The following is a 23,702-nucleotide window of genomic DNA, read 5'->3' as shown; positions in this document are numbered from 1 at the left end:
GGTTGTTTTTGTCAAGAAAAAGTGCAGAATGTTGCAGTGTATAAATTCAATTCTGTAGTTGAATCAATTCTATAGTTGAACCAATTCTGTCAAACTCCGTGTCTCATGAGCCTCCGTCGCATTTACTCCATCATCTTCGACCACACGTTTGCTTAAAATCATGATGTTTATAGCGCAATTTTCCTATTATTTGTGAATATACTGTGAATTTCCATGTAAAAGGTTGACATCTTCTTTTTTTTTTTTTTATAATGCCATTGAATTTTACAAACATTTCAAATTCATGATTAGAGAGGGCATTCCATATGAAATGGGTGTTCATTTCAAGAATGGCGTCCCGCTTAAAAGCAGAAGCTAGTTTCATATTCGTATTTTCTGGGGTTTTGATGTTTGTTTGCCTCAATCCCCATACCATCAATCCAGCGGAGTGGATCTTATATACGAAATACTTGGTTCCGATTGGAATGGCCGTCTGGCTGCTCTTCAGCTTCCGCTTGCATGTTTCGTTGTTCACTTCGACTCCAATTCACTGGATCGCGATGAATGACATCATGCCAAACCCGCAAAAGATCGTCTTCTGCCAAGCTTTGATCGCATTTATTTGTTTTTTCGCTTGGCAACTGGCCTTGGCCGGGATCATCGCCGGTGCGGTGGTGATCAACTATTCAGCGGGTTGGGATCTTTTCACTTTTCTGTTTCCATTGTATTTGATTCATTTTCTTCTACCATTTCTATGGGCGTGGATGATCGGATTGTCCACAGGCGCTGTTTACGCCTATCATTCTTCGAAAAAAGCGATGTTGCTCGTTGGTGTGTTTGTTTTGTGGATCATCGTGCTGTTTTCTTTGGAATATCGCAATCCATCCTTCTCCTTGTGGGGAAACCATCGTTGGCCTTACATTGACCCGTTATTCAGCCTAACCTTCCAAAAAGAACGCGTGCTGATCAAATTGGCGTATATTCTTTCTTCTATCGCCGTTTATGGCGTTTTTCGAAGCATGCGGCGATCCTTCGCGGGGCTTGCGGCTAGTGTGACTCTCGTTATTTTCGTAACATTTTTCCTTCAACATGCACAATCAAAATTCCAGTTGGATGACATTCTGTTGGCAAACGACGTCAAACTCTATCAACAAATCAAACATCAGGCTCAGCCCAAGAACATCCCGTTGCATGGATATTGGAAAATCAAGGAGATCGAGGTGAATCCGAAATCCACGTATCCGATCAAAGCCACACTCTCTCTGCATCCGAAAGAACACACCGTTCGTTTTTCGATCAACGAGCAATTTCAAATCGATCACATCCAAGGCGGAGGGAAGCGTTTCCCCTTTCAACAACAAGGAAACGTTGTTCAGGTGCAGACCAACGGTGCCCCATCCATGACGATCTATTATCGGCATACGTTCGGCTCAACCTTTTATCCGTTGACATCGGGCGTCACGTTGTTGCCATTTGAAGCCAACTGGTATCCGCAGTCCATGGATTCAACGCTTTACGATATCGACTCATCCGGAACGCTTCATTCCAATGTGGAAACGAAAACATGTACACGAGTCAACATGATTGTCGGAAAGGAAAAGTACCGTTGGCATGGGGACCATCTCCCTTGTCTCTCCGTGATCAATGGTCCTTACAAACAAATTCAAGTGCAACATACTCGTTTCCTTGTTTATAAACCATTTCTCACTACAACAAGAAATTATATGGAATTGAAGCATCAACTCGTTTCCATCCGCAATGAGCTATGCCACTTGTTTCCGAATCTTGCAAATACAGATTATTGCACAAAAGAAGTCAAGAGCGTCTCAATCATCCCAAAAAGCATCAACACCACAAACCTTTCGCTGTACGACAGCACGGTGGCTGACGGAAACTACACGTTTTATGTTGATCCGTTCTTGGACGTCAATGGCACTCCGGCAACCAAACATATTCAGGAGTTGGCTGCGTTTTTCATCCCATACCGATTGTTCGAAAACGAACAGATCAGTCTCTTTGTCGGCTTGTATTTAATGGAAAAACTACATATTCCATCTATCGGATATGGAAACAGGATAGCGGAAAAATCCTCCATCGACTCAACAACGTGGGAGCACTACATGGCACTATCCATAAAAGAAAAAGAAAACATATTGATTCAACTAGCGCAAGAAAGGGGGGAAGGAGACAAATGATGGAATTAAAAAATGTGACCCTCAAGCACCATCGCCAACTTATTTTGCATCATTGTTCCGTCAATCTTCCTTCCCAATCCATCATTCTAGCCAAAAATCACATTCGCACAGATATTGTCGCCAAAGCGCTTGCCGGCTTTCATCCTATCGATGAAGGGGAAATCCATTTCAATGAACAGGCAGCAAAAGGAAAACCGAATAAAACCGTATTTTTCGTGATTCCTGAGAACTACCACCAACTGTGGAGAAACTATCGTTTGCAAGATATTTCGATATGGCTGAATCGTCCTTTTCAGCAATCGGCACTATGGAAAAAATATCGCCTCCCTTCCCATGCATCCATCGATTCATTGACGATGTTTCAACGGCTGATTTATCTTGTTTCTCTTGGACAGTCGCTAAATCGCACAGTATTCATTTTCGATCAGCCGACGAAACACTTTGACTTCGAAGACTTAGAACACTTTTACCATTTTTTACGTCATGATTTTGTGGATGCTAACTATATGATCTTGAGCAACCGAATCGAGAGTGGATTTACTGATCTTTCAATTTATCAAATTCATAATGCAAAATTAGTTGCCTTTGAAAGGAGGTGAAAAAGAGTGTTAGGAAACAACAATGAAAAATGGAAAAGCTCATCGTTATTGGTTCCATAGCCTCTTACGAAATGAAGCTGGAACCGCAGTAAAGACGAGAACAAGCGATATAATATTTGGAGAGGAGAAGGGATAACATGATCGTGAACCGAAAAAAGAAATGGAAATCAAAATGGGCATCTTTATCGCTTGCAGCAGCAGTAATAGCCACTGCCGGTGCAGCGGGAGCAGAATCCGCAACAGCCTTTTTAGATGGGTCAAGTACTTACAGCAATACAAAAACTATTAGAGCAAATACAAATGGTACAGGGAATATTCATGCTGTAAATAATGGTGCCAATACCCAAACGAGAGGCTATGCTTACAAATCGATTGATTGGTGGCCCGACAGCGTCGTCGCCTCCACCAACTGGCTCAATCCTAGGCAAGAAGAAACGCGCAATTTTCCACAACAAGAAGGCGATAAATATTATGGCCAAATTGTTGGTCAAACGGTTGGTTCAAGAGGATACGTGACCATTACGGTCAAATAACGATGCCGAATCCGGATGATAAAGGAGTCAGGGATACGCCTAAAAAAATAAAGCGATCCCTGACCGCATTTTTCATTTGTCAACTTCTCAGAAAGAAAGCGGTTGATCGGCGATGAGGTGGAAATGGCTGTTTGTTTTTTATTGGAAACGATTGTTGAAAAGCAAGTTATACATTGGTGCTAGTTTCTCGTTTTTTCTTTTGCTGGCCGTACGGTTTACACTATTTTTTACCGATCCGTACAATATGGAGAGTTATGGGGATATCCCTCATGAAGTGTTCATGCTTGTTCAAATCGTTTCGCTCTTTTACATCGTGTGGTTCTACCTTCTCTACTCCAACGAACTTCGTTACGGCGTTTCGTCATGGTTCGCCGACGGCTACCGGATTCTGCTGGAGAAAATGAGCGCCTTGCTTGCGGTTCATGCGCTGTGCCAAGGGATCATGCTGATGATGAGCTGCGGCGTTTTTTCACTCGTGTATCTCTTCGTTGGGGTGGAGCCTTCGGATCTGTATTTGTCGCTGCTTCGGTTTCTCGCCGTCTATCAGTTTGGACCGCTCGTGCTCACCGTCCTGTACGGCGTCATCATCGCACTGCTGTTGGAAACGAAAAAGGTCAGTTTTTTCGCTATTTTGCTTGTGTGGATCCTGACCGGACCGATGACGACGGAGCTGTTCATCGATCTGTCCGAAACTGTTCATGCCCGCGACTGGGCGTCGCTGCTGTTTATCGGAAAACACGCGATTCAACGAGCGTATGATTCCTACATCGGGTTTGAGGTCGACCGCGGCGGGGAATGGAAATGGGCCGCGTGGTTTCTCTCCCTTGTCGGGTTGGCGTTGTTGTCGTCGATCCGCTTTACGCAGACGAGAAAGGAGCGAAACGCCGTCTTGAAAGCATTTCTCGTCTTCCCGTTTCTGATCGTCCTAACCGCCTACCACTCCTTGCAAACGAACACCAAGGCGTTCACTCGGGCCGATCAGACGACCGAACTCGAGGAATACCGCCATATGAAACAAGAGACGAAAGCCGATTTGCGCTACCGTATCCAGTCGTATGACCTTTCCTTGCATGGATCGCGTGCGGTCGTGCGCGTGGCCTTGTCCCAGTTGGAAACAAACCGGCCCACGTTTCAACTGTACCATTTGTATCCGCTCCACTCGATTGAAGCGGACCATCAGCCCGTCAAGTTTACGAGAAACGGCGATCTCGTGACCGTGTGGCTGCCGAAACGCACCTCGACGCTCACCTTTTCCTATGAGATCGTCGATACGGCGCTCATTCCGTACACCAACGGCCGCATCGTCCTGTTGGCGGATCGGGCGTGGTATCCGAAAAGGAGGGCTTCGCACATGTATCGGACTCATGAATATCGGGTGGCGGGGATGACAGTTTGGGATGGGGCGTTCACCGATCAATTCTTTCCGAATGAAACGTACACCTTTACCTTAAACGTGGACGGCGATGTGCTGTTTTGCAATGTGCCAAAGCGTGGAAAGGGTTACCAAGGGAAAGCGCAAGCGGTCACCTTGATCAAAGGGCAAGGGCATCAACTCGTCGATCAAGGATATGAGATCACCTACCCGGCCGATTGGCCGCATATGGCGGAACGGGCGCCGACGGTCATCCGCCAGATGGAAAAAACATTCCGTCATGTACAACAAATCGCATCAACGGCGGTTTCATCGTTGCCGAACAAGATTGTCTTCTCTAGTTTCGGACTGTCCTCGTTTCTCGCAAACGATCATCTTGTATATAACACAGATGACTTATATGGGATCGATCAATATATTATGGAACAAAATTTTTACGAAAAAATACTTCGGCTTTCCGTACCGCCGAAAGGATCGCGGATCATGTACAACGAGTGGATTTCGCTGGCCACCCGCTGGCTGATGCAAAAACAAGGCCTTTTGGTGATCGACTGGAGCTCCAAAAGCGAGTGGTTCGAGTCGCAGCCGTCATCCGTCAAGAAGCAAATTGAAGCCATTTATCAAGCGTTTCAGCCGCTGGATGTCGACCAAAAACAACAATGTTTGCGGACATGGTATGCGAACATGGACGACGGTTGGACATGGGACCGCATCTTTGAGATGATGCAGGAGGTGAACGGCGTTGGCGGTCGTCATTGAAGGATTGACGAAAATCGTGAAAAAGAAGCCGATTTTATCCGATGTCTCTCTCTCCCTCTCCGGCGTGTACGGCTTGCTGGGGCCAAACGGCGCCGGCAAGACGACGTTGATGCGCATTGTGGCCGGACTGTTGGAGTTCAATGCCGGACGGGTGTCGCTCGGAGACGAGCCGATCAGCACCGGCACGAGGGTGAAGCGGGTGAACGAGATCGGCTATTTGCCGCAAGAGTTTATGATGTACCCGGAGCTGACGATGTATGAAGTGCTTGAGCATCTCGCCGTCTTGCAAGGTGAACATCCCGCTGCCTGCCGATCCAAAATCGAGAAGGTCATCGAACAAGTCAACTTGTCTTCGCACATCAACAAAAAAATGCGCGAGCTGTCCGGCGGCATGCGGCGGCGGGTGGGCATTGCCATGCTGCTGCTTCGGGAGCCGTCCATCCTCCTGTTTGATGAGCCGACGGCCGGGCTTGACATCCGCGAGCGCGTGCGGTTTCGCAATTTGTTGAAGCGGCTGGGGCACGATCATACGATCGTCATCTCTTCGCACCTTGTCGAGGACATTGAATTTTTGTGCACGAAAATCGGGGTGTTGGACCGCGGCATGGTGCTGTTTGAAGGCAGCCCGGACGAGCTCAAGCAAAAAGCGGCTCCTTATACGTATGAGTTGGACGTGCCATTTGAGGAGCTTGACTCGGTCATGGCCGCCAACGAAGTCGTCCAAATGAGCGAAGAGCCTTCCCACGTCGTCGTGCGCGTCTTGTCCGAAGAACCCATCGGCCGGCCTGTCGCCCCGCGGCTGATGGACGGATATTTGGCGTTGTTGAAAGAGGCGGAAGCGCATGGATAAAAAAACGATCGCCCATCATTTTTCTTTTGACCGCCGCTTGCTCGGCCGATTGTACTGGTTTCCGTTTCTTGTCTACGGGCTGTGCGTCGGGTTGATGGGGATCTTGTCCGCCCGCTCCGACGAACCGTTTTTGCCGTACACCGTCATCCAAGGCATGGCCGTGCCGATCGCCGGATGGCATCTCGTCTTTTTGTACCGCCATTTGTACGACGAAGGGGCAAAAGAAGCGCTGTTATGGCATTACCGGAAAGCGGTCGTCTTCGACTTGGTTCGCTATGCTGTTTTGCATGGGGGATGCATCGTTCTTCTTGTCGCGGCGGTCATATGGATTCATGGAACGATGTTTCTCACCGCACCCGTGTTGGTGCACCTGTTTCTGCTGTTTTCGTTTTACCAGTTGATTGGGCTTGCCTTGTTAGGCGTCTTTGGCAGCCTGGATGTCGCCTTGTCGGTCATCTCGGTCTATACCTTTATGGAAGTCGCGACGCAAGGAACGTTCATGCCGTGGCCGCATCTGTTTTTGTTTCAAGCGCCGGCCGATTCGCTGTCCCTCCTTCTCCCCATGATGTGGCTGGGGGCGGGCATTGTGATCGCCGCCATTTTGATTGGACGGGAGTTTTGGTAAACGAATTGGAAGCCATCGGCTGAATGTGGGAATGGGGAGCTTCTATGGAACGATGTCCGTTCGTTTAGTGCACCCGGCCGCACACTCCTCTTGCCGCTTCCATGGTCAGGAAGTGGGAAGTCGTTTCTCCTTTTTATCATGGTTAATTGAGATGGCCGCCGTAAATCGAAAAATCGAAAAAAGCTCTCCATAAAGTCTTGACTGACTCCTTTTTGCCACTTCATTTGTTTGCCATGGCGAATTATGCTACAATGCAAAAAGAATGAATGAGAAGGACAGGGGGACTTGGCACGGTGGCATACTATTGGATTGCGGCGGCGGTCGTCATCCTCGATCAATGGACGAAATGGCTTGTCGTCCGCTATATGCGGCTTGGGGAAAGCATCCCGGTCATTGACAATGTACTCTATATTACGTCGCACCGCAATCGCGGCGCGGCGTGGGGCATGCTGGAAGGGCAGTTTTGGCTCTTTTATTTGATTACGGTTATTGTCGTGGCGGCGATCGTGATCTACATCCGCCGCCTGAAGCCTTCTGAACGCCTGGCGGGCGTAGGGCTTGGGCTGATGCTCGGTGGGGCGATTGGCAATTTTCTCGACCGCGTCTTTCGCAAGGAAGTGGTCGATTTCATCCACGCGTACATCGGCACGTACAGTTTTCCGGTGTTCAACGTGGCTGACTCGGCGCTGACGGTCGGCGTCATCTTGCTGTTTGTCCATATGTTTTTTTTCGCGACACCAGAGAAAGGGAATGAGTAGATGGACACGATCACATTTCACATTGAAGACGAATATGACGGCGAACGAATTGATAAAGTGATCGCGGCGTTAAATGAGGAATGGTCGCGTTCACAAGTGCAGCAATGGATCAAAAACGGGCTTGTGACCGTGAACGGCCAAACGGTGAAGGCGAACTACAAATGCGAGGCGGGCGACTCGGTCGCCGTCTCACCGCCGGAGCCGGAGCCGCTTCATGTCGAGCCGGAGCCGATTCCGCTGGACATTTATTATGAGGATGAGGATGTCCTTGTCGTCAACAAACCGCGCGGCATGGTCGTCCATCCGGCGCCCGGGCATATGCGCGGCACGCTTGTCAACGCGCTTCTCGCCCATTGCCGCGACCTGTCTGGGATCAACGGCGTGCTTCGCCCCGGCATCGTCCATCGGATTGACAAAGACACATCAGGACTATTGATGGTGGCGAAAAACGACGCCGCCCACCGCTCGCTCGTCGAGCAGCTTGTGAACAAAACGGTGACGCGCCGCTACAAGGCGATCGTCCACGGCGTCATTCCACACGATTACGGGACGATCGACGCGCCGATCGGCCGCGACAAGCGCGATCGAAAGAAAATGGCCGTCACCGAGGAAAACGGCAAGGAAGCCGTCACCCATTTCCGCGTGCTCGAGCGGTTTCGCCATTATACGTATGTGGAGTGCCAGCTGGAAACGGGGCGGACGCACCAAATTCGCGTCCATATGAAATACATCGGCTATCCGCTCGCTGGCGACCCGCAATACGGGCCGAAAAAAACGCTCGCCATCGACGGCCAGGCGCTTCACGCCGGGGTGCTCGGCTTCCGTCATCCGAGAAGCGGCGAGTATTTGGAATTCGAAGCGCCGTTGCCGCCGGAGTTTGCCGAGCTGCTTGACTGGCTGCGAAAAAACGATTGACAAACGAACACGCCCCCTTTACAATGAAAACAGGTGAACAGGAACCTTTAAGTTCAGTCCTGTGAGGCTGAAAAGGGGTCGGAATGACAAAGAAGGGCGATGTATGCCCATCTTGTTTGGTGATAAGCGCGCCATCCCCCGCTTCACAGGCGGGGGATTTTTTGTGCAAACGGAGGTGGCTTGGATGCAAAAGGCGGTCGTGATGGACGAACAGGCGATTCGCCGCGCTTTGACGCGCATCGCCCACGAAATCATCGAACGAAACAAAGGCATTGACGGCTGCGTGCTTGTCGGAATTAAAACGCGCGGCATTTACTTGGCGCGCCGCTTGGCGGAGCGGATCGAGCAAATTGAAGGGGCGTCCGTTCCCGTCGGTGAGCTTGACATCACCTTGTACCGCGACGATTTGACCGTGAAGACGGACGACCATGAACCGCTTGTGAAAGGAACGAATGTGCCGTTTCCGGTGACCGAGCGGAATGTCATTTTAGTTGATGACGTGCTCTTCACCGGCCGGACGGTGCGGGCGGCGATGGATGCGGTCATGGATTTGGGCCGCCCGGCGCGCATCCAGCTCGCCGTGCTTGTTGACCGCGGCCACAGGGAACTCCCGATCCGCGCTGATTTCGTCGGCAAAAACGTGCCGACCTCTCGTTCGGAACTGATCGTCGTGGAGCTTTCGGAAGTGGACGGCATCGATCAAGTCTCCATTCATGAAAAATAGCGAAGCACCCTTTTAAGCGCAGTCCCGTGAGGCTGCAAAAGGGGCGGAATCGTTTCGGCTGTTTCTGCACCCTCTTTGCGTCTTCGCGGGCAAAGAGGGATTTTTTTGTGCACACTAGAAAGCAAGCCTCGCTCATTTGATCAAAGGAGTGACGAAAGATGAACAAACCGGTGTTGGACATTCAAGACCGCCCGACTGTTGGGCAATGGATCACCTTAAGCCTTCAGCATTTATTCGCCATGTTCGGGGCGACGATTTTAGTGCCGTACTTAGTCGGCTTAGATCCGTCGATCGCCTTGCTGACAAGCGGGCTCGGAACATTGGCGTTTTTGCTCATTACGAAATGGCAAGTGCCGGCGTATCTTGGCTCGTCGTTCGCCTACATTGCGCCGATCATCGCGGCGAAAACGGCTGGCGGCCCGGGAGCGGCCATGATCGGCAGCTTCCTCGCCGGATTGGTGTACGGGGTTGTCGCCCTCATCATTAAAAAAGCCGGCTACCGCTGGGTGATGAAACTGTTGCCGCCGGTTGTGGTCGGCCCAGTTATCATCGTCATCGGCCTCGGCTTGGCCGGGACGGCGGTCGGGATGGCGATGAACGGCCCGGACGGCAAATACAGCTTGCTCCATTTCTCGGTGGCGCTCGTGACGCTCGCGGCCACGATCGTCTGCTCCGTGCTCGCGCGCGGCATGTTGAGCTTGATTCCGGTGCTTGTCGGCATTGTCGTCGGCTATCTCTACGCGTTGGCGGTCGGGCTCGTCGATTTGTCGAAAGTGGCGGCGGCGAAATGGTTCGAATGGCCGGATTTCTTGATCCCGTTTGCCGATTATCCGGTGCGCGTCACATGGGAGATCGTGATGCTCATGGTGCCGGTGGCGATCGTCACCTTGTCCGAGCATATCGGCCACCAGCTCGTCTTAAGCAAAGTCGTCGGCCGCGACCTCATTCAAAAACCGGGGCTGCACCGCTCGATTTTAGGGGACGGAACGGCGACGATGATCTCCGCCTTGCTTGGCGGTCCGCCGAAAACGACGTACGGGGAAAACATCGGTGTGCTGGCGATCACCCGCGTCTACAGTGTCTACGTGCTGGCCGGCGCGGCGGTCATCGCGATCGCTTTCGGCTTCGTCGGCAAAATCACGGCGCTGATCAGCTCGATTCCGACGCCGGTCATGGGCGGTGTGTCGATCTTGCTGTTTGGCATCATCGCCTCGTCCGGACTGCGCATGTTGATCGACAGCCGCGTCGATTTCGGCCAGACGCGCAATTTAGTCATCGCCTCGGTCATCTTGGTCATCGGCATCGGCGGAGCGGTGCTGAAAATCAGCGACAGCTTCCAAATTACCGGGATGGCGCTCTCGGCCATTGTCGGCGTCCTCCTCAACTTGATTTTGCCGGGGCGTCCGCAAGCCGCGGAAAACCTATTTGAAGAAAACCAGAGCGACCATGTCGCCTAATAGGAGAAAGCACCTTTTAATTAAGTCCCGCGAGGCTTAAAAAGGTGTGAAAACAGGCGCATCCAGGGCCGGAGTGCACCTTCTTCGGCTCTGCCATGCGCCGATCGTCACACCTTGCCCAGCCGGCAAGGTGTTTTTTTTCGCGAAAAAACGAAAAGGAGCGAGACCGATGACCCATCTTTTCGCATTAAGTGAACTGCCGCTTGATGAAATCCACCGTTTGCTCGATGAAGCGGAAGCGTTCCGCAGCGGGCGCATCTGGCGCCCGGCGGCGCCGATGTACGTCGCCAACTTGTTTTTCGAACCGAGCACGCGCACGAAATGCAGCTTCGAGATGGCGGAACGGAAGCTTGGGCTTCATGTCATTCCATTTGACCCGGAACGCTCGAGCGTGCAAAAAGGGGAGACGCTGTACGATACCGTACGGACGCTTGAGGCGATCGGCGTCGATGCGGTTGTCATCCGCCATCACGAAGATGCGTATTTCGAAGCGCTCCGCCATGCGGTCGGCATTCCGATCATCAACGCCGGCGACGGCTGCGGGCACCATCCGACCCAGTCGCTCTTGGATTTATTGACGATCCGCCAAGAGTTTGGCGCCTTCACTGGCTTGACGGTGGCGATCATCGGCGACATCCGTCATAGCCGCGTCGCCCGCTCCAATGCGGAAGTGTTGACAAGGCTGGGGGCAAACGTCCTGTTTTCCGGACCGGCGGAGTGGAAAGATGAAACGAATCCGTACGGGACGTACGTCGAAGTCGACGAGGCCATCGCCCGCGCCGATGTCGTGATGCTTTTGCGCATCCAACATGAACGCCATGCGGAAACGATGGGGCTGACAAAAGAAGAGTACCATGCGCGGTACGGGCTGACGCTTGAGCGGGCGCGGCGGATGAAATCGGGCGCCATCATCTTGCACCCGGCGCCGGTCAACCGCGGGGTCGAAATCGCAAGCGAACTTGTCGAAGCGAAGGCATCGCGCATTTTTAAACAAATGGAAAACGGCGTCTACGTCCGGATGGCTGTCTTAAAACGGGCAATGGAAGGGAGAATGGAGCATGGGCGTATGGCTGAAAAATGGCATGTCGTTCAATAAAGATGGGGAATTGATGCGGACACATATCAAAATCGAACACGGAACCATTGCAGCGATCCTCTATGAACAGCCGCTGGAAGCGAATGAGGAGGACGTTATCGACGTTGGCGGCCGTCTCATCGTTCCTGGCCTGATCGACTTGCACGTTCATTTGCGCGAACCGGGCGGCGAAGCGAAAGAAACGATTGAAACGGGCACGCTCGCCGCGGCGAAAGGCGGATTTACGACGGTTGCTGCCATGCCGAACACGAACCCAGCGCCGGATCGGAAAGAGCAGATGGAATGGCTGCAAGCCCGCATCCGCGAAACGGCGCGCGTCAACGTGCTTCCGTACGCGGCGATCACGATTGGGCAAAAAGGGGAGGAGCTGACCGATTTTGCGGCGCTAAAAGAAGCAGGGGCGTTCGCCTTTACCGATGACGGCGTCGGCGTCCAGTCGGCCGGGATGATGTTTGAAGCGATGAAACAGGCGGCGGCGCTCGATATGGCGATCGTTGCCCATTGCGAGGACGACACGCTGACAAACGGCGGAGCGGTGCATGACGGCGAGTTCGCCCGGCGCTATGGACTTCGCGGCATTCCATCCGTCTGCGAGGCGGTGCACATCGCCCGCGACGTCTTGCTTGCCGAGGCAGCCGGATGCCATTATCACGTCTGCCATATCAGCACGAAAGAATCGGTGCGCGTCGTCCGCGACGCGAAGCGGGCCGGCATCCGCGTCACCGCCGAAGTGACGCCGCACCATCTGCTCTTGTGCGATGAGGATATTCCAGGGCTTGATGCGAACTACAAAATGAACCCACCGCTGCGCAGCCGCGCGGACCGTGAAGCGCTCATGGAAGGGCTGCTCGACGGCACGATCGATTTTATCGCCACGGACCACGCGCCGCATACGGCTGCGGAAAAAGCGAAAGGCATCGAGGCGGCGCCGTTTGGCATCGTTGGGCTCGAAACGGCGTTTCCGCTCTTATATACCCATTTCGTCAAAACAGGCGTGTTTACATTAAAGCAGCTTGTCGATTGGCTGACGATCAAGCCGGCGCAATGTTTCGGCCTCAAGGCCGGGCGGCTTGCCGTCGGGGCGCCGGCGGATATTGCGGTCATTGATTTGGAAACAGAAGAAGCGATTGATCCCGAGACGTTTGCGTCCAAAGGGAAAAATACGCCGTTTGCCGGCTGGGTGTGCCAAGGCTGGCCGGTGATGACGTTTGTCGGCGGTACACTCGTATGGGAGAAAGGAAGGGCGTAAAGATGAAACGGCAGCTGATTTTAGAAGATGGTTCGTTTTTTGTCGGCGAAGCGTTTGGCAGCTTGAAAGAGACGACCGGGGAAGTCGTCTTTAACACCGGCATGACCGGATACCAAGAAATTTTGACCGATCCATCGTATTGCGGGCAAATCGTGACGATGACATATCCATTGATCGGCAACTACGGCATCAACCGCGACGACTTTGAAGCGATCCGCCCGCATGTGCACGGGTTCATCGTCAAAGAAGCGTGCGTGAAGCCGTCCAACTGGCGCGGAGAACTGACGTTGGACGAGTATTTGAAAGAAAAAGGCATCCCTGGCCTTTCCGGCATCGACACGCGCAAACTGACGCGCCTTATCCGCCAATACGGAACGTTAAAAGGGATGATCTGTGGGCTAGATGTCGATCCGGTGGAAGCAGCAGCCAAGCTGCGGGCGATGGAGTGGCCGCGCGACCAAGTGCGGCGCGTCTCAACGAAAAGCGCCTACCCGAGCCCGGGGCGCGGTGAGCGCATCGTCTTGATTGATTTCGGGATGAAACACGGCATTTTGCGCGAACTGAACAAGCGAAATTGCGATGTGATCGTCTTGCCGTACAACGCCACCGCCGAAGACGTGCTCAGCTGGCATCCGGACGGAGTCATGCTCTCAAATGGACCCGGCGACCCGAAAGACGTGCCGGAAGCGATCGAGATGATCCGGGGAATCCTTGGCAAAGTGCCGCTCTTTGGCATCTGCCTCGGCCATCAGCTGTTCGCCTTGGCGTGCGGCGCGAATACGGAGAAAATGAAATTCGGCCATCGCGGCTCGAACCATCCGGTGAAAGATTTGCGCACCGGCAAAGTCGCCATTACGTCGCAAAACCACGGCTATACGGTCACCCATGAATCGCTTTCCGGCACCCGCCTTGAGGTGACGCATGTCGCTTTGAATGACGGCACCGTGGAAGGGCTTCGCCATCGCGATGTCCCAGCGTTTACGGTGCAATACCATCCGGAAGCCTCACCGGGGCCGGAAGATGCGAATCCGCTGTTTGACGAGTTTTTGACGCTCATCCGCGAGTTCAACAAGAAAGGGGAAGTCATCCATGCCTAAACGCCGCGACATTGAAACGATTTTAGTCATCGGCTCGGGGCCGATCGTCATCGGCCAGGCGGCCGAGTTCGACTACGCGGGGACGCAAGCGTGCCTCGCTCTAAAAGAAGAAGGATACAAAGTCATTCTTGTGAACTCGAATCCGGCGACGATCATGACCGATACGGAAATCGCCGATAAAGTGTATATGGAGCCGCTGACGCTCGACTTTGTCGCCCGCATTATCCGCAAAGAGCGGCCGGACGCGATTTTGCCGACGCTTGGCGGCCAGACCGGCCTCAACTTGGCGGTGGAACTGGCGAAAGCGGGCGTGTTGGACGAGTGCGGCGTCGAAATTCTCGGCACGAAGCTTGAAGCGATCGAAAAAGCGGAAGACCGCGAACAGTTCCGCGCTCTCATGAACGAGCTTGGCGAGCCGGTGCCGGAAAGCGCGATTATTCACAGCTTGGAAGAGGCATACGCATTTGTCGAACAAATCGGCTATCCGGTCATCGTCCGCCCGGCGTTCACGCTCGGCGGCACGGGCGGCGGCATTTGCACGAACGAAGAAGAATTGATTGAAATCGTCTCGACCGGCTTGAAGATGAGCCCGGTGCACCAATGCCTGCTTGAGCGGAGCATCGCCGGCTACAAGGAGATTGAATACGAAGTGATGCGCGACGCCAACGACAACGCCATCGTCGTCTGCAACATGGAAAACATCGACCCGGTTGGCATTCATACGGGTGACTCGATCGTCGTCGCCCCGAGCCAGACGTTAAGCGACCGCGAATACCAGCTGTTGCGCAACGCATCCTTGAAAATCATCCGCGCCCTTGGCATCGAAGGCGGCTGCAACGTCCAGCTCGCGCTTGACCCGGACAGCTTCCGCTATTACGTCATTGAAGTGAACCCGCGCGTCAGCCGCTCATCGGCGCTGGCGTCAAAAGCGACGGGGTATCCGATCGCGAAACTGGCGGCGAAAATCGCCGTCGGGCTGACGCTTGACGAAATGATCAACCCGGTCACCGGGAAAACGTACGCCTGCTTCGAGCCGGCGCTCGATTATGTCGTGACGAAAATTCCGCGCTTTCCGTTTGACAAATTTGAATCGGCGAACCGCCGCCTTGGCACGCAAATGAAAGCGACCGGCGAAGTGATGGCGATCGGCCGGACGTTCGAAGAATCGGTGTTAAAAGCCGTTCGTTCGCTCGAAATTGGCCTCCACCATCTCGAATTGAAAGAAGCGAGCGCCGCCGACGACAACGTGATGGAAAAACGGATCCGCAAGGCGGGCGACGAGCGTCTCTTTTACATCGCCGAGGCGCTCCGCCGCGGGGTGACGGTTGAGACGCTGCATGAATGGAGCCAAATCGACCGCTTTTTCCTGCATAAGATTCAAAACATTATTGAGATGGAAACGGTGTTGAAAAACCACCCGGGCGACCTTGACGTGTTAACGAAAGCGAAAGCGCTTGGGTTCTCGGATGCGGCCGTGGCGGCGCTATGGGGGCAAACGGAGCGCGATATTTACGCGCTGCGCCGCCAACAAGGCATCATGCCGGTGTACAAAATGGTCGATACGTGTGCGGCCGAATTCACGTCGGAAACGCCATACTACTATAGCACGTACGAAGAAGAAAACGAATCAATCGTCACGAAGAAACCGAGCGTGGTCGTTCTTGGCTCCGGCCCGATCCGCATCGGCCAAGGGATCGAATTTGACTATGCGACCGTCCATTGCGTCTGGGCCATTAAGCAGGCCGGCTATGAGGCGATCATCATCAACAACAATCCGGAAACGGTCTCGACCGACTTCAGCACGTCGGACAAACTGTATTTCGAGCCGCTCACGGCCGAAGACGTGATGCATGTCATCGACCTCGAGCAGCCGGTCGGCGTCATCGTCCAATTCGGAGGTCAGACGGCCATCAACTTGGCGGCGGAACTCGAGGCGCGCGGCGTCCGCTTGCTTGGGACGACGCTTGAGGATTTGGACCGCGCCGAAGACCGCGACAAATTTGAACAGGCGCTCTCGGAACTCGGCATTCCGAAGCCAGCCGGCAAAACGGCCGTTTCGGTCGAAGAATCGGTCGCCATCGCTGAGGAGATCGGCTATCCGGTGCTCGTCCGCCCTTCGTACGTGCTCGGCGGCCGGGCGATGGAAATTGTGTACAATCGCGGCGAGCTGCTTCATTACATGGAACACGCCGTGCGCGTCAATCCGCAGCACCCGGTGCTTGTCGACCGCTACATCACCGGCAAGGAAGTCGAAGTCGACGCCATCGCTGACGGCGAGACGGTCGTCATCCCCGGAATCATGGAACATATCGAACGGGCCGGCGTCCATTCCGGCGACTCGATCGCCGTCTACCCGCCCCAGACATTAAGCGCGGAAGTGATCGACAAGATCGCGGATTACACGATCCGGGTGGCGCGCGGGCTGCGCATCGTCGGACTGTTGAACATTCAGTTTGTCGTCTCGGGAAGCGACGTCTACGTCTTGGAAGTGAACCCGCGCTCAAGCCGCACGGTGCCGTTTTTAAGCAAAATCACCGGCGTGCCGATGGCGAATCTCGCCACGAAAGCCATTTTAGGGACGAAGCTCGCCGAGATGGGCTATGAGACGGGCGTCTGCCCGGTGCGCCCTGGCGTGTACGTGAAAGTGCCGGTGTTCTCGTTTGCGAAATTGCGCAACGTCGACATTTCGCTCGGCCCGGAAATGAAGTCGACCGGCGAAGTGATCGGCAAGGACCTGACGTTTGAAAAAGCGCTCTATAAGGGGCTTGTCGCCTCGGGCATCCATATCCAGCCGCATGGGGCGGTGCTGTTGACGGTGGCCGACAAAGACAAAGAAGAAGCGGTCGAGCTGGCGCGCCGCTTTGCCGACATCGGCTACCAGCTGTTGGCGACGAACGGCACGGCGGAAACGTTGAAAGCGGCCGGCATTCCGGTGACGGTCGTCAATAAAATCCACTCGGCGTCACCGAACATTTTGGATGTCATCCGCCAAGGGAAGGCGCAAGTCGTCATCAACACGCTGACGAAAGGAAAGCAGCCGGAAAGCGACGGCTTCCGCATCCGCCGCGAAGCGGTCGAAAACGGCATCCCGTGCTTGACGTCGCTCGATACGGCCCGGGCGATGCTGCAAGTGCTCGAATCGATGACGTTTTCAACGACGGCGATGACGGAAGGGCTGGTGCGGTCATGATCGGCCGCGAACGAATGACGGTCGCAAGCCAGCGGTTGATCGCCGAGCGGACGTATGAATTGACGCTTTCAGGCCGCCTCGTGCAAGAGATGCGCCAACCGGGCCAGTTCGTTCATGTGAAAGTGGCCGCATCCGCCGATCCGCTCCTGCGCCGCCCGCTCAGCCTTTGCCATATCGACCACAAGCAGGGGCAATGCACGATCATTTACCGCCAGGAAGGGAAAGGCACGGCGCTGTTGGCGCAAAAACAGCCGGGCGACACGGTCGATGTGCTCGGCCCGCTCGGCAACGGCTTTCCGCTCGAGGCCGCGCCGGCGGGCAGCCGGGCGCTGCTAGTCGGCGGCGGCATCGGCGTCCCGCCGCTCTATGAACTGGCGAAACAGCTCACAAAGCGCGGCGTCAAAGTGGTGAGCGTGCTCGGGTTTCAAACGAAAGCGGCGGTCTTTTACGAAGAGGAATTTGCCGCGTTCGGCGAGACGCATGTCGCGACCGATGACGGCTCGCACGGAACGGCCGGGCGCGTCACCGATGTGATCGAAGCGCGCTCGCTCGAGTTTGACGTCTTGTACGCCTGCGGTCCGAAGCCGATGCTTCGGGCGCTTGCGGAACGGTTTCCGAACCGGCCGGTGTACTTGTCGCTCGAGGAGCGGATGGGCTGCGGCGTCGGGGCGTGTTTCGCCTGCGTCTGCCATGTGCCAGGGAGCGAGACGGCGTATAAAAAAGTATGCAGCGACGGCCCGGTGTTTCGGGCCGGGGAGGTGGTGCTATGAACCGGCTTGCGGTCGAACTGCCGGGTCTTTCGCTCAAAAACCCGATCATGCCGGCGTCCGGCTGTTTTGGATTTGGCCGCGAGTACGCCCGGTTTTACGATTTAAGCGTGTTAGGCGCCATTATGATCAAGGCGACGACAAAAGAGCCGCGCTTTGGCAACCCGACACCAAGGGTGGCAGAAACGCCGGGCGGGATGTTAAACGCCATCGGCCTGCAAAACCCCGGCCTTGACAAAGTGCTCGAAGAAGAACTGCCGTGGCTTGAACAGTTTGACGTACCGATCATCGCCAACATCGCTGGCTCGACGGTGGAAGAGTACGTCGAGGTAGCCGAAGCGATTTCCAAAGCGCCCAATGTCCATGCGTTAGAGCTCAACATTTCCTGCCCAAACGTGAAAAAAGGCGGGATTGCGTTCGGCACCGTGCCGGACGTGGCCGCGGAACTGACGCGGCTTGTCAAAGAAGTGGCGGCTGTCCCCGTGTATGTGAAGCTGTCGCCTAACGTTACGGACATCGTCGCGATGGCGAAAGCCATTGAACAAGCGGGTGCTGACGGCCTGACGATGATCAACACGCTCGTTGGCATGCGCATCGACGTGAAAACAGGCCGGCCGATTTTGGCCAACGGCACCGGCGGCTTATCTGGCCCGGCGGTCAAGCCAATCGCCATTCGCATGATTTATGAAGTGAGCCAAGCGGTGTCGATTCCGATCATCGGCATGGGCGGCGTGCAAACGGCGGAAGACGTGCTCGAGTTTTTCTACGCCGGCGCGAGCGCGGTTGCGGTCGGCACGGCCAACTTCGTCGATCCGTTCGTCTGCCCGACGATCATCAACGACCTGCCGGCGCTGTTGGACGACCTCGGGATCGGCCACATTTCCGAATGCATAGGAAGGAGCTGGAAGACCGGTGCACACGCCGTTCATTGTCGCGCTTGATTTCCCATCAAAACAAGAGGTGGAGCGGTTTTTGCGGCCGTTTGCCGGAACGCCGCTGTTCGTCAAAGTCGGCATGGAGCTGTACTATCAGGAAGGTCCATCCATCGTCGCGTTTCTCAAAGAACAAGGACATGCCGTCTTTTTAGACTTAAAACTGCATGACATCCCAAATACGGTGAAACAGGCGATGAAAGGGCTCGCCCGTGTCGGCGCCGATTTGGTGAACGTCCACGCCGCCGGCGGCCGGCGCATGATGGAAGCGGCGATCGAGGGGCTTGACGCCGGCACGCCAAGCGGAAGAATGCGGCCGCGCTGCATCGCTGTCACCCAGCTGACAAGCACGGACGAGCGAATGCTTCATGAGGAGCTGTGGATTTCCCGCCCGCTTGCGGAAACAGTCGCCCATTACGCCGCCTTGGCGAAAGAGAGCGGGCTTGACGGCGTCGTCTGCTCAGCGAAAGAAGCGGCGTTCATCAAAGAACGGTGCGGCGCCTCGTTCCTTGCCGTCACCCCGGGCATCCGCTTTGCTGATGATGCGGCGCACGATCAAGTGCGCGTCGTCACGCCAAAGCGCGCCCGCGAGCTCGGCGCCGACTACATCGTCGTCGGCCGCAGCCTCACCCGCGCCGCCGATCCGCTCAGGACGTATGCCCGCCTGCAGCACGAATGGAACGGAGGAGAGAGAGAATGAAACACGACATCGCCGCCAAATTGCTTGAAATCGGGGCGGTCGCCCTGCAGCCGAATGAACCGTTTACCTGGTCCTCGGGCTTGAAATCGCCGATTTATTGCGACAACCGCCTGACGCTCGCTTACCCCGACGTGCGCCGCACGATCGCCGACGGCCTCGCCGAACTCATCCGCACCCAGTTCCCTGAGGCAGATCTCATCGCCGGCACGGCGACCGCCGGCATCCCGCACGCCGCCTGGGTGAGCGAGCGGCTTGAGCTGCCGATGTGCTACGTCCGCAGCCAGGCGAAAGCACACGGCAAAGGAAAACAAATCGAAGGCCAAGCCGAACCGGGCCAGCGCGTGGTCGTCATCGAAGACTTGATCTCGACGGGCGGCAGCTCGCTTGCGGCCGTCCGCGCCTTGAAAGAGGCAGGCTGCGAGGTGCTGGGCGTCGCCGCCATTTTCACATACGGGCTCGAAAAAGCGAAACAGGCGTTTGCCGCAGAGAATTTGCCTGCCTACACGCTTACGGACTACAACACCCTCATCGAAACGGCCGTCCGCCTTGGCGCCGTCAGCGAACACGATCTGGCGACATTGCGAAAATGGCGGGAGAATCCGGAGGAGTGGGGGAGCTAAAAGAGGAAAAGAGGAGCGCGGACCAAAGGATGGTTCGCGCTTTTGTCATGGACGAAGCGGGGAGATGACTCACTCGCCATCGGCGTCATTCCATGGGGAAAAACGGAGTGCGACAGCGTCTAATGTCGTCAATATTTCGTGGGTTTTCTGAACATGAGCAAGTTTCGCTCACCACCAAGCATGAACATAACCATTCGTGGATGGTTATGTTCACAGAAAAAACGGGTGGCTTGGCATTCAAATAAAATGATCATTTACAGCATTTCGCTTAGTGGTCACGATCATCATCACAAGCAACCATTCGCATTCTCCATTTCACCTACAAATATTTTACTCACACCTGCGGATTTCCCTGCTGGCAATCAAGATTGGAACCGTGCCGCCGTTTCGATTCAACCTTCCAAGCCAATTGATAAAATCGATATATCCGCTGTCTTCCGCGGCAATTACACGGGAACGGTATGGTTTGACGCGATCCGGCTCATGGAAGGAAACGTGGTGACGAAAAACAAATACGATGCCAGCGGAAATGATGTCACGGAAGAAGTGGATGAAGAAGGCTATGTGGCGAAAAAGAATTATGATGCCGTAGGAAACTTGTTAAGCGAGTACGATAAGAAAGGAAACAAGAAAGAGTACACGTATGATTTATCGAATCGCTTAAAACAGCTGTTGTTAGCAAATGGTACGTCCGTCAACTATGGGTATGACGCGAATGACAATATGACTTCAAAAGTCATTCGAACCAGCGACGGCCAGTCTCAAACATTTACCTATTCTTATGATGCGACCGGTAAACTCGTGAAAACCGTCGGTCCGTTGAATGATGTGACAACGAATGAATATGATGCCAACGGAAATAAAATCAAAATGGTTTTGCCGAAAGGAAACACGATTCAATGGACGTATGACGGGACCGAAAGAGTCAAAACGGTTTCCTACAACAACGTCCCGTATTACGAATTTAGTTATGATAAAAATGGGAACGAACTTTCCGTCAAATATTTAAAAGACGGCACCACCAAAACGAGAACATTTGATAAAGCGAATCGGCTGGTGGAACTGTCGGACCGCGGCGGGCTGCAAAAATGGCTGTACCCAACCACATCGGATAAATTGCAGCAGTTCATGTTCTCTCATGGGGCCTTTAGTCAAACGATCCATTACCAATACAATGCATTGGATCAAAATACAGTCGTCCAAGATGGAAGATACGTACCGCTTTGACTATGACGAGAGAGGAAACATTCGCACCTTCACGACAGGAAATGGGGCCGGTTCAACCTTTACGTATGATGACCGCGGCTTAGTGGAAAGCGTTTCGGTCGGTACGGCGGATGGAAAAGAAATTGTATCGGAAACGTACCGTTACGATGAAAACGGCAACCGGACGGAAATCGCCACCCCGACCGGCGCGAAGACGCTCTATCGTTATGACGCCTTGGATCAACTAGTCGAAGAGCAATGGCCGGATGGAACGACGATCGCGTATACGTACGATGGATTCGGCAATCGCAAGCAAATCGTGAAAACGAAAGATGGGCAGTCGACGACAACCACGGCTGATTATAATGCGGCGAATCAGTTGATCCGTTTCGGCGATGAAACGATCATGTATGATGCGAACGGCAACCGTGTCGAAGACGGCCAGTGCCGGTATGAATGGAACGAGGCGGATCAATTAGTTTCGATTACAAGAAAAGGCGAAAGCACGCCGTTTGTGACGTACCAATATGATGAAGACGGCCGACGCATCCAGAAGACCGTGAATGGCGTGGTGACGAACTACCATTACCAAGGCGACAGCCTAAACGTTCTGTATGAAACCGATGCAAGCGGAAATGTGGTAAGATCGTATATATACGGAGAAAATGGGCAACTCCTTGCCATGAAAAAAGGCAATGCGACGTACTTCTACCACTATAACGCCCATGGCGACGTGATCGCCCTAACGGATGCGCAAGGAAACATTGTGGCCCGTTATCAATATGATGCATGGGGGAATATTCTCTCTCAATCCGGCTCCTTGGCGGAGGAAAACCCATATCGATATGCGGGATACCAATATGACCAAGAAACGGGTCTCTATTACTTAATTGCCCGATACTATCATCCAACGCATGGCGTGTTCCTTTCTTTAGACCCAGACCCAGGGGATGCGGATGACCTCTTGACGCAAAATGGGTATGTGTATGCGAACAACAATCCGGTGATGTTCGTGGATCCGGATGGGAAGTACAGAGTTGTTGTATCGCTTTTAGTCAAATTAGTAAACAGGTTAAAAACATTATTTAAAGGGAAATGCAAGTCCTGTAAATACAAAAATGTGACTAAAAGCGGCAGCCGCTATATTAACATACAGACGGATGTTTCTAAAGCAGAGTTCGAAAAAAATCTGCTTAGAAATGGATGGAGAAAATCGAAATCAAAAGATGGAAAAACAACGATATTTACAAAGGACGGAGCTAAATACGTTCTTCGTGATGAAGCGAAATCTACAGGTGGGCCAACCGCTGACTATTATCCAAAGGGAAGTAAAAAAATGACTTTAAAAATCAGGTTTAAAACAATAGGTGATCTTCGTGAATTTAGAAACATTGTTTGTGAGAGAAAAAAGAGAATTTTATCAGTTATACCGCACGGTGAACGATGTGTTTTTCTTAGAAAATCGATTGCCCAAACAGGTATTTCGTGAACCATTTCGTTATTTTTGGTTTGAAGAATTCGACTGGACAATGGATGGGGATTTTTGGACCGTAATTCAGCAATTGTCGAAAAAAATGAAAGATGAGTATATTCTTACTGCTGTACTAGATCCTCATCCTGTAGAATACTTTTATGAAGAATTTGGTTACTATAATTGGGTGAAACTCCCTGTTCATTTAACATCTGATCAATATGTAAATGTCCTGGAATTGGGGCCTGAGGAAAGTCCAGCTGATGCGATGCTATACAATTCGTATACAGTTATTTGGTTGCCTTCTTCCATGAAGTGGGCCATATGGGGGGATAGAAATTACGGCATTTGCATTTTAGGACTTCGAGATGCAAACTATCGTGTGGATGCATGGCCGATTTTAAAAACTTGGCGTCCAATGGATCAAACGGTTCTATCATGGGTGGCGCTTAATTTTGCCAATCAACAGCTTCCGCAAGAGGTTGTGGATTCTCTTTTCTTGTATTATTCTAACGACGCTAAGTAAAGAAGCCTTATCCCGAACGCTAAGACAGAACAATAAAGAGCCTTGATTGGCAGCAGGCCTTTCAAGGTTTCTTTTTTCATGA

The 23,702-nt window shown here is 53.4% G+C and carries 20 protein-coding genes and 1 pseudogene; all 21 read left to right on the top strand.

The features are described from left to right. The first annotated feature begins 305 nt into the window (after positions 1–305). The 21 genes and pseudogenes from ABS784_RS01240 to ABS784_RS01145 all read left to right on the top strand — a co-directional run bounded on the left by ABS784_RS01240 (position 306) and on the right by ABS784_RS01145 (position 23,620). A complete protein-coding gene (locus ABS784_RS01240; RefSeq protein ID WP_352511177.1) occupies positions 306–2,174 on the top strand; it encodes a hypothetical protein in 1,869 nt (622 codons plus the stop codon). Continuing rightward, positions 2,174–2,773, top strand: coding sequence for a P-loop NTPase family protein (locus ABS784_RS01235; protein WP_352511175.1), 600 nt, complete (start codon positions 2,174–2,176; stop codon positions 2,771–2,773). The genes ABS784_RS01240 and ABS784_RS01235 overlap by 1 nt, the downstream gene beginning before the upstream one ends. A 137-nt stretch (positions 2,774–2,910) precedes the next feature. Beyond that, on the top strand, positions 2,911–3,306 hold the full coding sequence (locus tag ABS784_RS01230; protein ID WP_352511173.1) for a hypothetical protein: 396 nt from the start codon (positions 2,911–2,913) through the stop codon (positions 3,304–3,306). 112 nt (positions 3,307–3,418) lie between these two features. Beyond that, on the top strand, positions 3,419–5,437 hold the full coding sequence (locus tag ABS784_RS01225; RefSeq protein WP_352511171.1) for an ABC transporter permease: 2,019 nt from the start codon (positions 3,419–3,421) through the stop codon (positions 5,435–5,437). Beyond that, on the top strand, positions 5,421–6,287 hold the full coding sequence (locus tag ABS784_RS01220; RefSeq protein WP_044736168.1) for an ATP-binding cassette domain-containing protein: 867 nt from the start codon (positions 5,421–5,423) through the stop codon (positions 6,285–6,287). Before ABS784_RS01225 ends, ABS784_RS01220 begins: the two co-directional genes overlap by 17 nt. Beyond that, positions 6,280–6,912, top strand: a complete 633-nt coding sequence (locus tag ABS784_RS01215) for a hypothetical protein (protein WP_066232836.1) — start codon at positions 6,280–6,282, stop codon at positions 6,910–6,912. Before ABS784_RS01220 ends, ABS784_RS01215 begins: the two co-directional genes overlap by 8 nt. 266 nt (positions 6,913–7,178) lie before the next feature. Further along, the gene (lspA, locus tag ABS784_RS01210; protein WP_081712604.1) at positions 7,179–7,670 is read left to right on the top strand and encodes a signal peptidase II; all 492 of its coding nucleotides are present in this window, start codon (positions 7,179–7,181) and stop codon (positions 7,668–7,670) included. Next, entirely contained in the window at positions 7,671–8,585 is a 915-nt protein-coding gene (locus ABS784_RS01205; RefSeq protein ID WP_011230646.1) for an RluA family pseudouridine synthase, read from the top strand. A 184-nt stretch (positions 8,586–8,769) separates the two neighbouring features. Beyond that, positions 8,770–9,309, top strand: a complete 540-nt coding sequence (pyrR, locus tag ABS784_RS01200) for a bifunctional pyr operon transcriptional regulator/uracil phosphoribosyltransferase PyrR (protein ID WP_011230647.1) — start codon at positions 8,770–8,772, stop codon at positions 9,307–9,309. A 158-nt stretch (positions 9,310–9,467) separates the two neighbouring features. Then, complete coding sequence (locus ABS784_RS01195; protein ID WP_011230648.1) at positions 9,468–10,766, top strand: solute carrier family 23 protein; 1,299 nt, start codon at positions 9,468–9,470, stop codon at positions 10,764–10,766. Between the two features lie 169 nt (positions 10,767–10,935). Continuing rightward, positions 10,936–11,862 (top strand): aspartate carbamoyltransferase catalytic subunit, encoded by a 927-nt coding sequence (locus tag ABS784_RS01190; RefSeq protein WP_011230649.1) that lies wholly within the window; start codon positions 10,936–10,938, stop codon positions 11,860–11,862. Next, positions 11,825–13,111 carry a dihydroorotase gene (locus ABS784_RS01185; RefSeq protein ID WP_033025049.1) on the top strand — a complete coding sequence of 429 codons (1,287 nt, stop codon included), beginning with the start codon at positions 11,825–11,827 and terminating at the stop codon, positions 13,109–13,111. Before ABS784_RS01190 ends, ABS784_RS01185 begins: the two co-directional genes overlap by 38 nt. Positions 13,112–13,113: 2 nt before the next feature. Continuing rightward, positions 13,114–14,208 (top strand): carbamoyl phosphate synthase small subunit, encoded by a 1,095-nt coding sequence (locus ABS784_RS01180; protein WP_352511166.1) that lies wholly within the window; start codon positions 13,114–13,116, stop codon positions 14,206–14,208. Continuing rightward, entirely contained in the window at positions 14,201–17,398 is a 3,198-nt protein-coding gene (gene carB, locus ABS784_RS01175; protein ID WP_352511164.1) for a carbamoyl-phosphate synthase large subunit, read from the top strand. The genes ABS784_RS01180 and carB overlap by 8 nt, the downstream gene beginning before the upstream one ends. After that, a complete protein-coding gene (locus tag ABS784_RS01170; protein WP_014195402.1) occupies positions 17,395–18,168 on the top strand; it encodes a dihydroorotate dehydrogenase electron transfer subunit in 774 nt (257 codons plus the stop codon). Before carB ends, ABS784_RS01170 begins: the two co-directional genes overlap by 4 nt. Continuing rightward, positions 18,165–19,106, top strand: a complete 942-nt coding sequence (locus ABS784_RS01165) for a dihydroorotate dehydrogenase (protein WP_023633997.1) — start codon at positions 18,165–18,167, stop codon at positions 19,104–19,106. The genes ABS784_RS01170 and ABS784_RS01165 overlap by 4 nt, the downstream gene beginning before the upstream one ends. After that, complete coding sequence (gene pyrF / locus ABS784_RS01160; RefSeq protein ID WP_023633998.1) at positions 19,078–19,797, top strand: orotidine-5'-phosphate decarboxylase; 720 nt, start codon at positions 19,078–19,080, stop codon at positions 19,795–19,797. Before ABS784_RS01165 ends, pyrF begins: the two co-directional genes overlap by 29 nt. Further along, the gene (gene pyrE / locus ABS784_RS01155) at positions 19,794–20,417 is read left to right on the top strand and encodes an orotate phosphoribosyltransferase (protein WP_352511161.1); all 624 of its coding nucleotides are present in this window, start codon (positions 19,794–19,796) and stop codon (positions 20,415–20,417) included. The genes pyrF and pyrE overlap by 4 nt, the downstream gene beginning before the upstream one ends. A gap of 153 nt (positions 20,418–20,570) precedes the next feature. Next, positions 20,571–21,644: a hypothetical protein gene (locus ABS784_RS17385; RefSeq protein ID WP_238980503.1), complete on the top strand. Its 1,074-nt coding sequence runs from the start codon at positions 20,571–20,573 to the stop codon at positions 21,642–21,644. A 169-nt stretch (positions 21,645–21,813) separates the two neighbouring features. After that, positions 21,814–23,112, top strand: a pseudogene (locus tag ABS784_RS17380) (RHS repeat domain-containing protein); the annotation flags it as partial. Continuing rightward, positions 23,090–23,620, top strand: a complete 531-nt coding sequence (locus ABS784_RS01145) for a hypothetical protein (protein WP_483867420.1) — start codon at positions 23,090–23,092, stop codon at positions 23,618–23,620. The pseudogene ABS784_RS17380 and the gene ABS784_RS01145, both read left to right, overlap by 23 nt. Positions 23,621–23,702: the final 82 nt, after the last annotated feature.

Source organism: Geobacillus sp. G4, assembly GCF_040327975.1.
Taxonomy (GTDB): Bacteria; Bacillota; Bacilli; order Bacillales; family Anoxybacillaceae; genus Geobacillus; species Geobacillus thermoleovorans.
The sequence above is the reverse complement of the archived record's forward strand: the minus strand, read 5'-3'. Positions and strand labels throughout refer to the sequence as shown.

Excerpts from the sequence above, each read along its gene's own strand:
- ABS784_RS01170 (WP_014195402.1), top strand. The coding sequence starts at position 17,395 with ATGATCGGCCGCGAACGAATGACGGTCGCAAGCCAGCGGTTGATCGCC.
- ABS784_RS01225 (WP_352511171.1), top strand. The coding sequence starts at position 3,419 with ATGAGGTGGAAATGGCTGTTTGTTTTTTATTGGAAACGATTGTTGAAA.
- ABS784_RS01215 (WP_066232836.1), top strand. The coding sequence starts at position 6,280 with ATGGATAAAAAAACGATCGCCCATCATTTTTCTTTTGACCGCCGCTTG.
- pyrE (WP_352511161.1), top strand. The coding sequence starts at position 19,794 with ATGAAACACGACATCGCCGCCAAATTGCTTGAAATCGGGGCGGTCGCC.
- ABS784_RS17385 (WP_238980503.1), top strand. The coding sequence starts at position 20,571 with ATGAGCAAGTTTCGCTCACCACCAAGCATGAACATAACCATTCGTGGA.
- ABS784_RS01165 (WP_023633997.1), top strand. The coding sequence starts at position 18,165 with ATGAACCGGCTTGCGGTCGAACTGCCGGGTCTTTCGCTCAAAAACCCG.
- ABS784_RS01230 (WP_352511173.1), top strand. The coding sequence starts at position 2,911 with ATGATCGTGAACCGAAAAAAGAAATGGAAATCAAAATGGGCATCTTTA.
- ABS784_RS01235 (WP_352511175.1), top strand. The coding sequence starts at position 2,174 with ATGGAATTAAAAAATGTGACCCTCAAGCACCATCGCCAACTTATTTTG.
- carB (WP_352511164.1), top strand. The coding sequence starts at position 14,201 with ATGCCTAAACGCCGCGACATTGAAACGATTTTAGTCATCGGCTCGGGG.
- ABS784_RS01195 (WP_011230648.1), top strand. The coding sequence starts at position 9,468 with ATGAACAAACCGGTGTTGGACATTCAAGACCGCCCGACTGTTGGGCAA.
- pyrR (WP_011230647.1), top strand. The coding sequence starts at position 8,770 with ATGCAAAAGGCGGTCGTGATGGACGAACAGGCGATTCGCCGCGCTTTG.
- ABS784_RS01180 (WP_352511166.1), top strand. The coding sequence starts at position 13,114 with ATGAAACGGCAGCTGATTTTAGAAGATGGTTCGTTTTTTGTCGGCGAA.
- ABS784_RS01240 (WP_352511177.1), top strand. The coding sequence starts at position 306 with ATGAAATGGGTGTTCATTTCAAGAATGGCGTCCCGCTTAAAAGCAGAA.
- ABS784_RS01185 (WP_033025049.1), top strand. The coding sequence starts at position 11,825 with ATGGGCGTATGGCTGAAAAATGGCATGTCGTTCAATAAAGATGGGGAA.
- ABS784_RS01205 (WP_011230646.1), top strand. The coding sequence starts at position 7,671 with ATGGACACGATCACATTTCACATTGAAGACGAATATGACGGCGAACGA.
- lspA (WP_081712604.1), top strand. The coding sequence starts at position 7,179 with ATGAGAAGGACAGGGGGACTTGGCACGGTGGCATACTATTGGATTGCG.
- ABS784_RS01190 (WP_011230649.1), top strand. The coding sequence starts at position 10,936 with ATGACCCATCTTTTCGCATTAAGTGAACTGCCGCTTGATGAAATCCAC.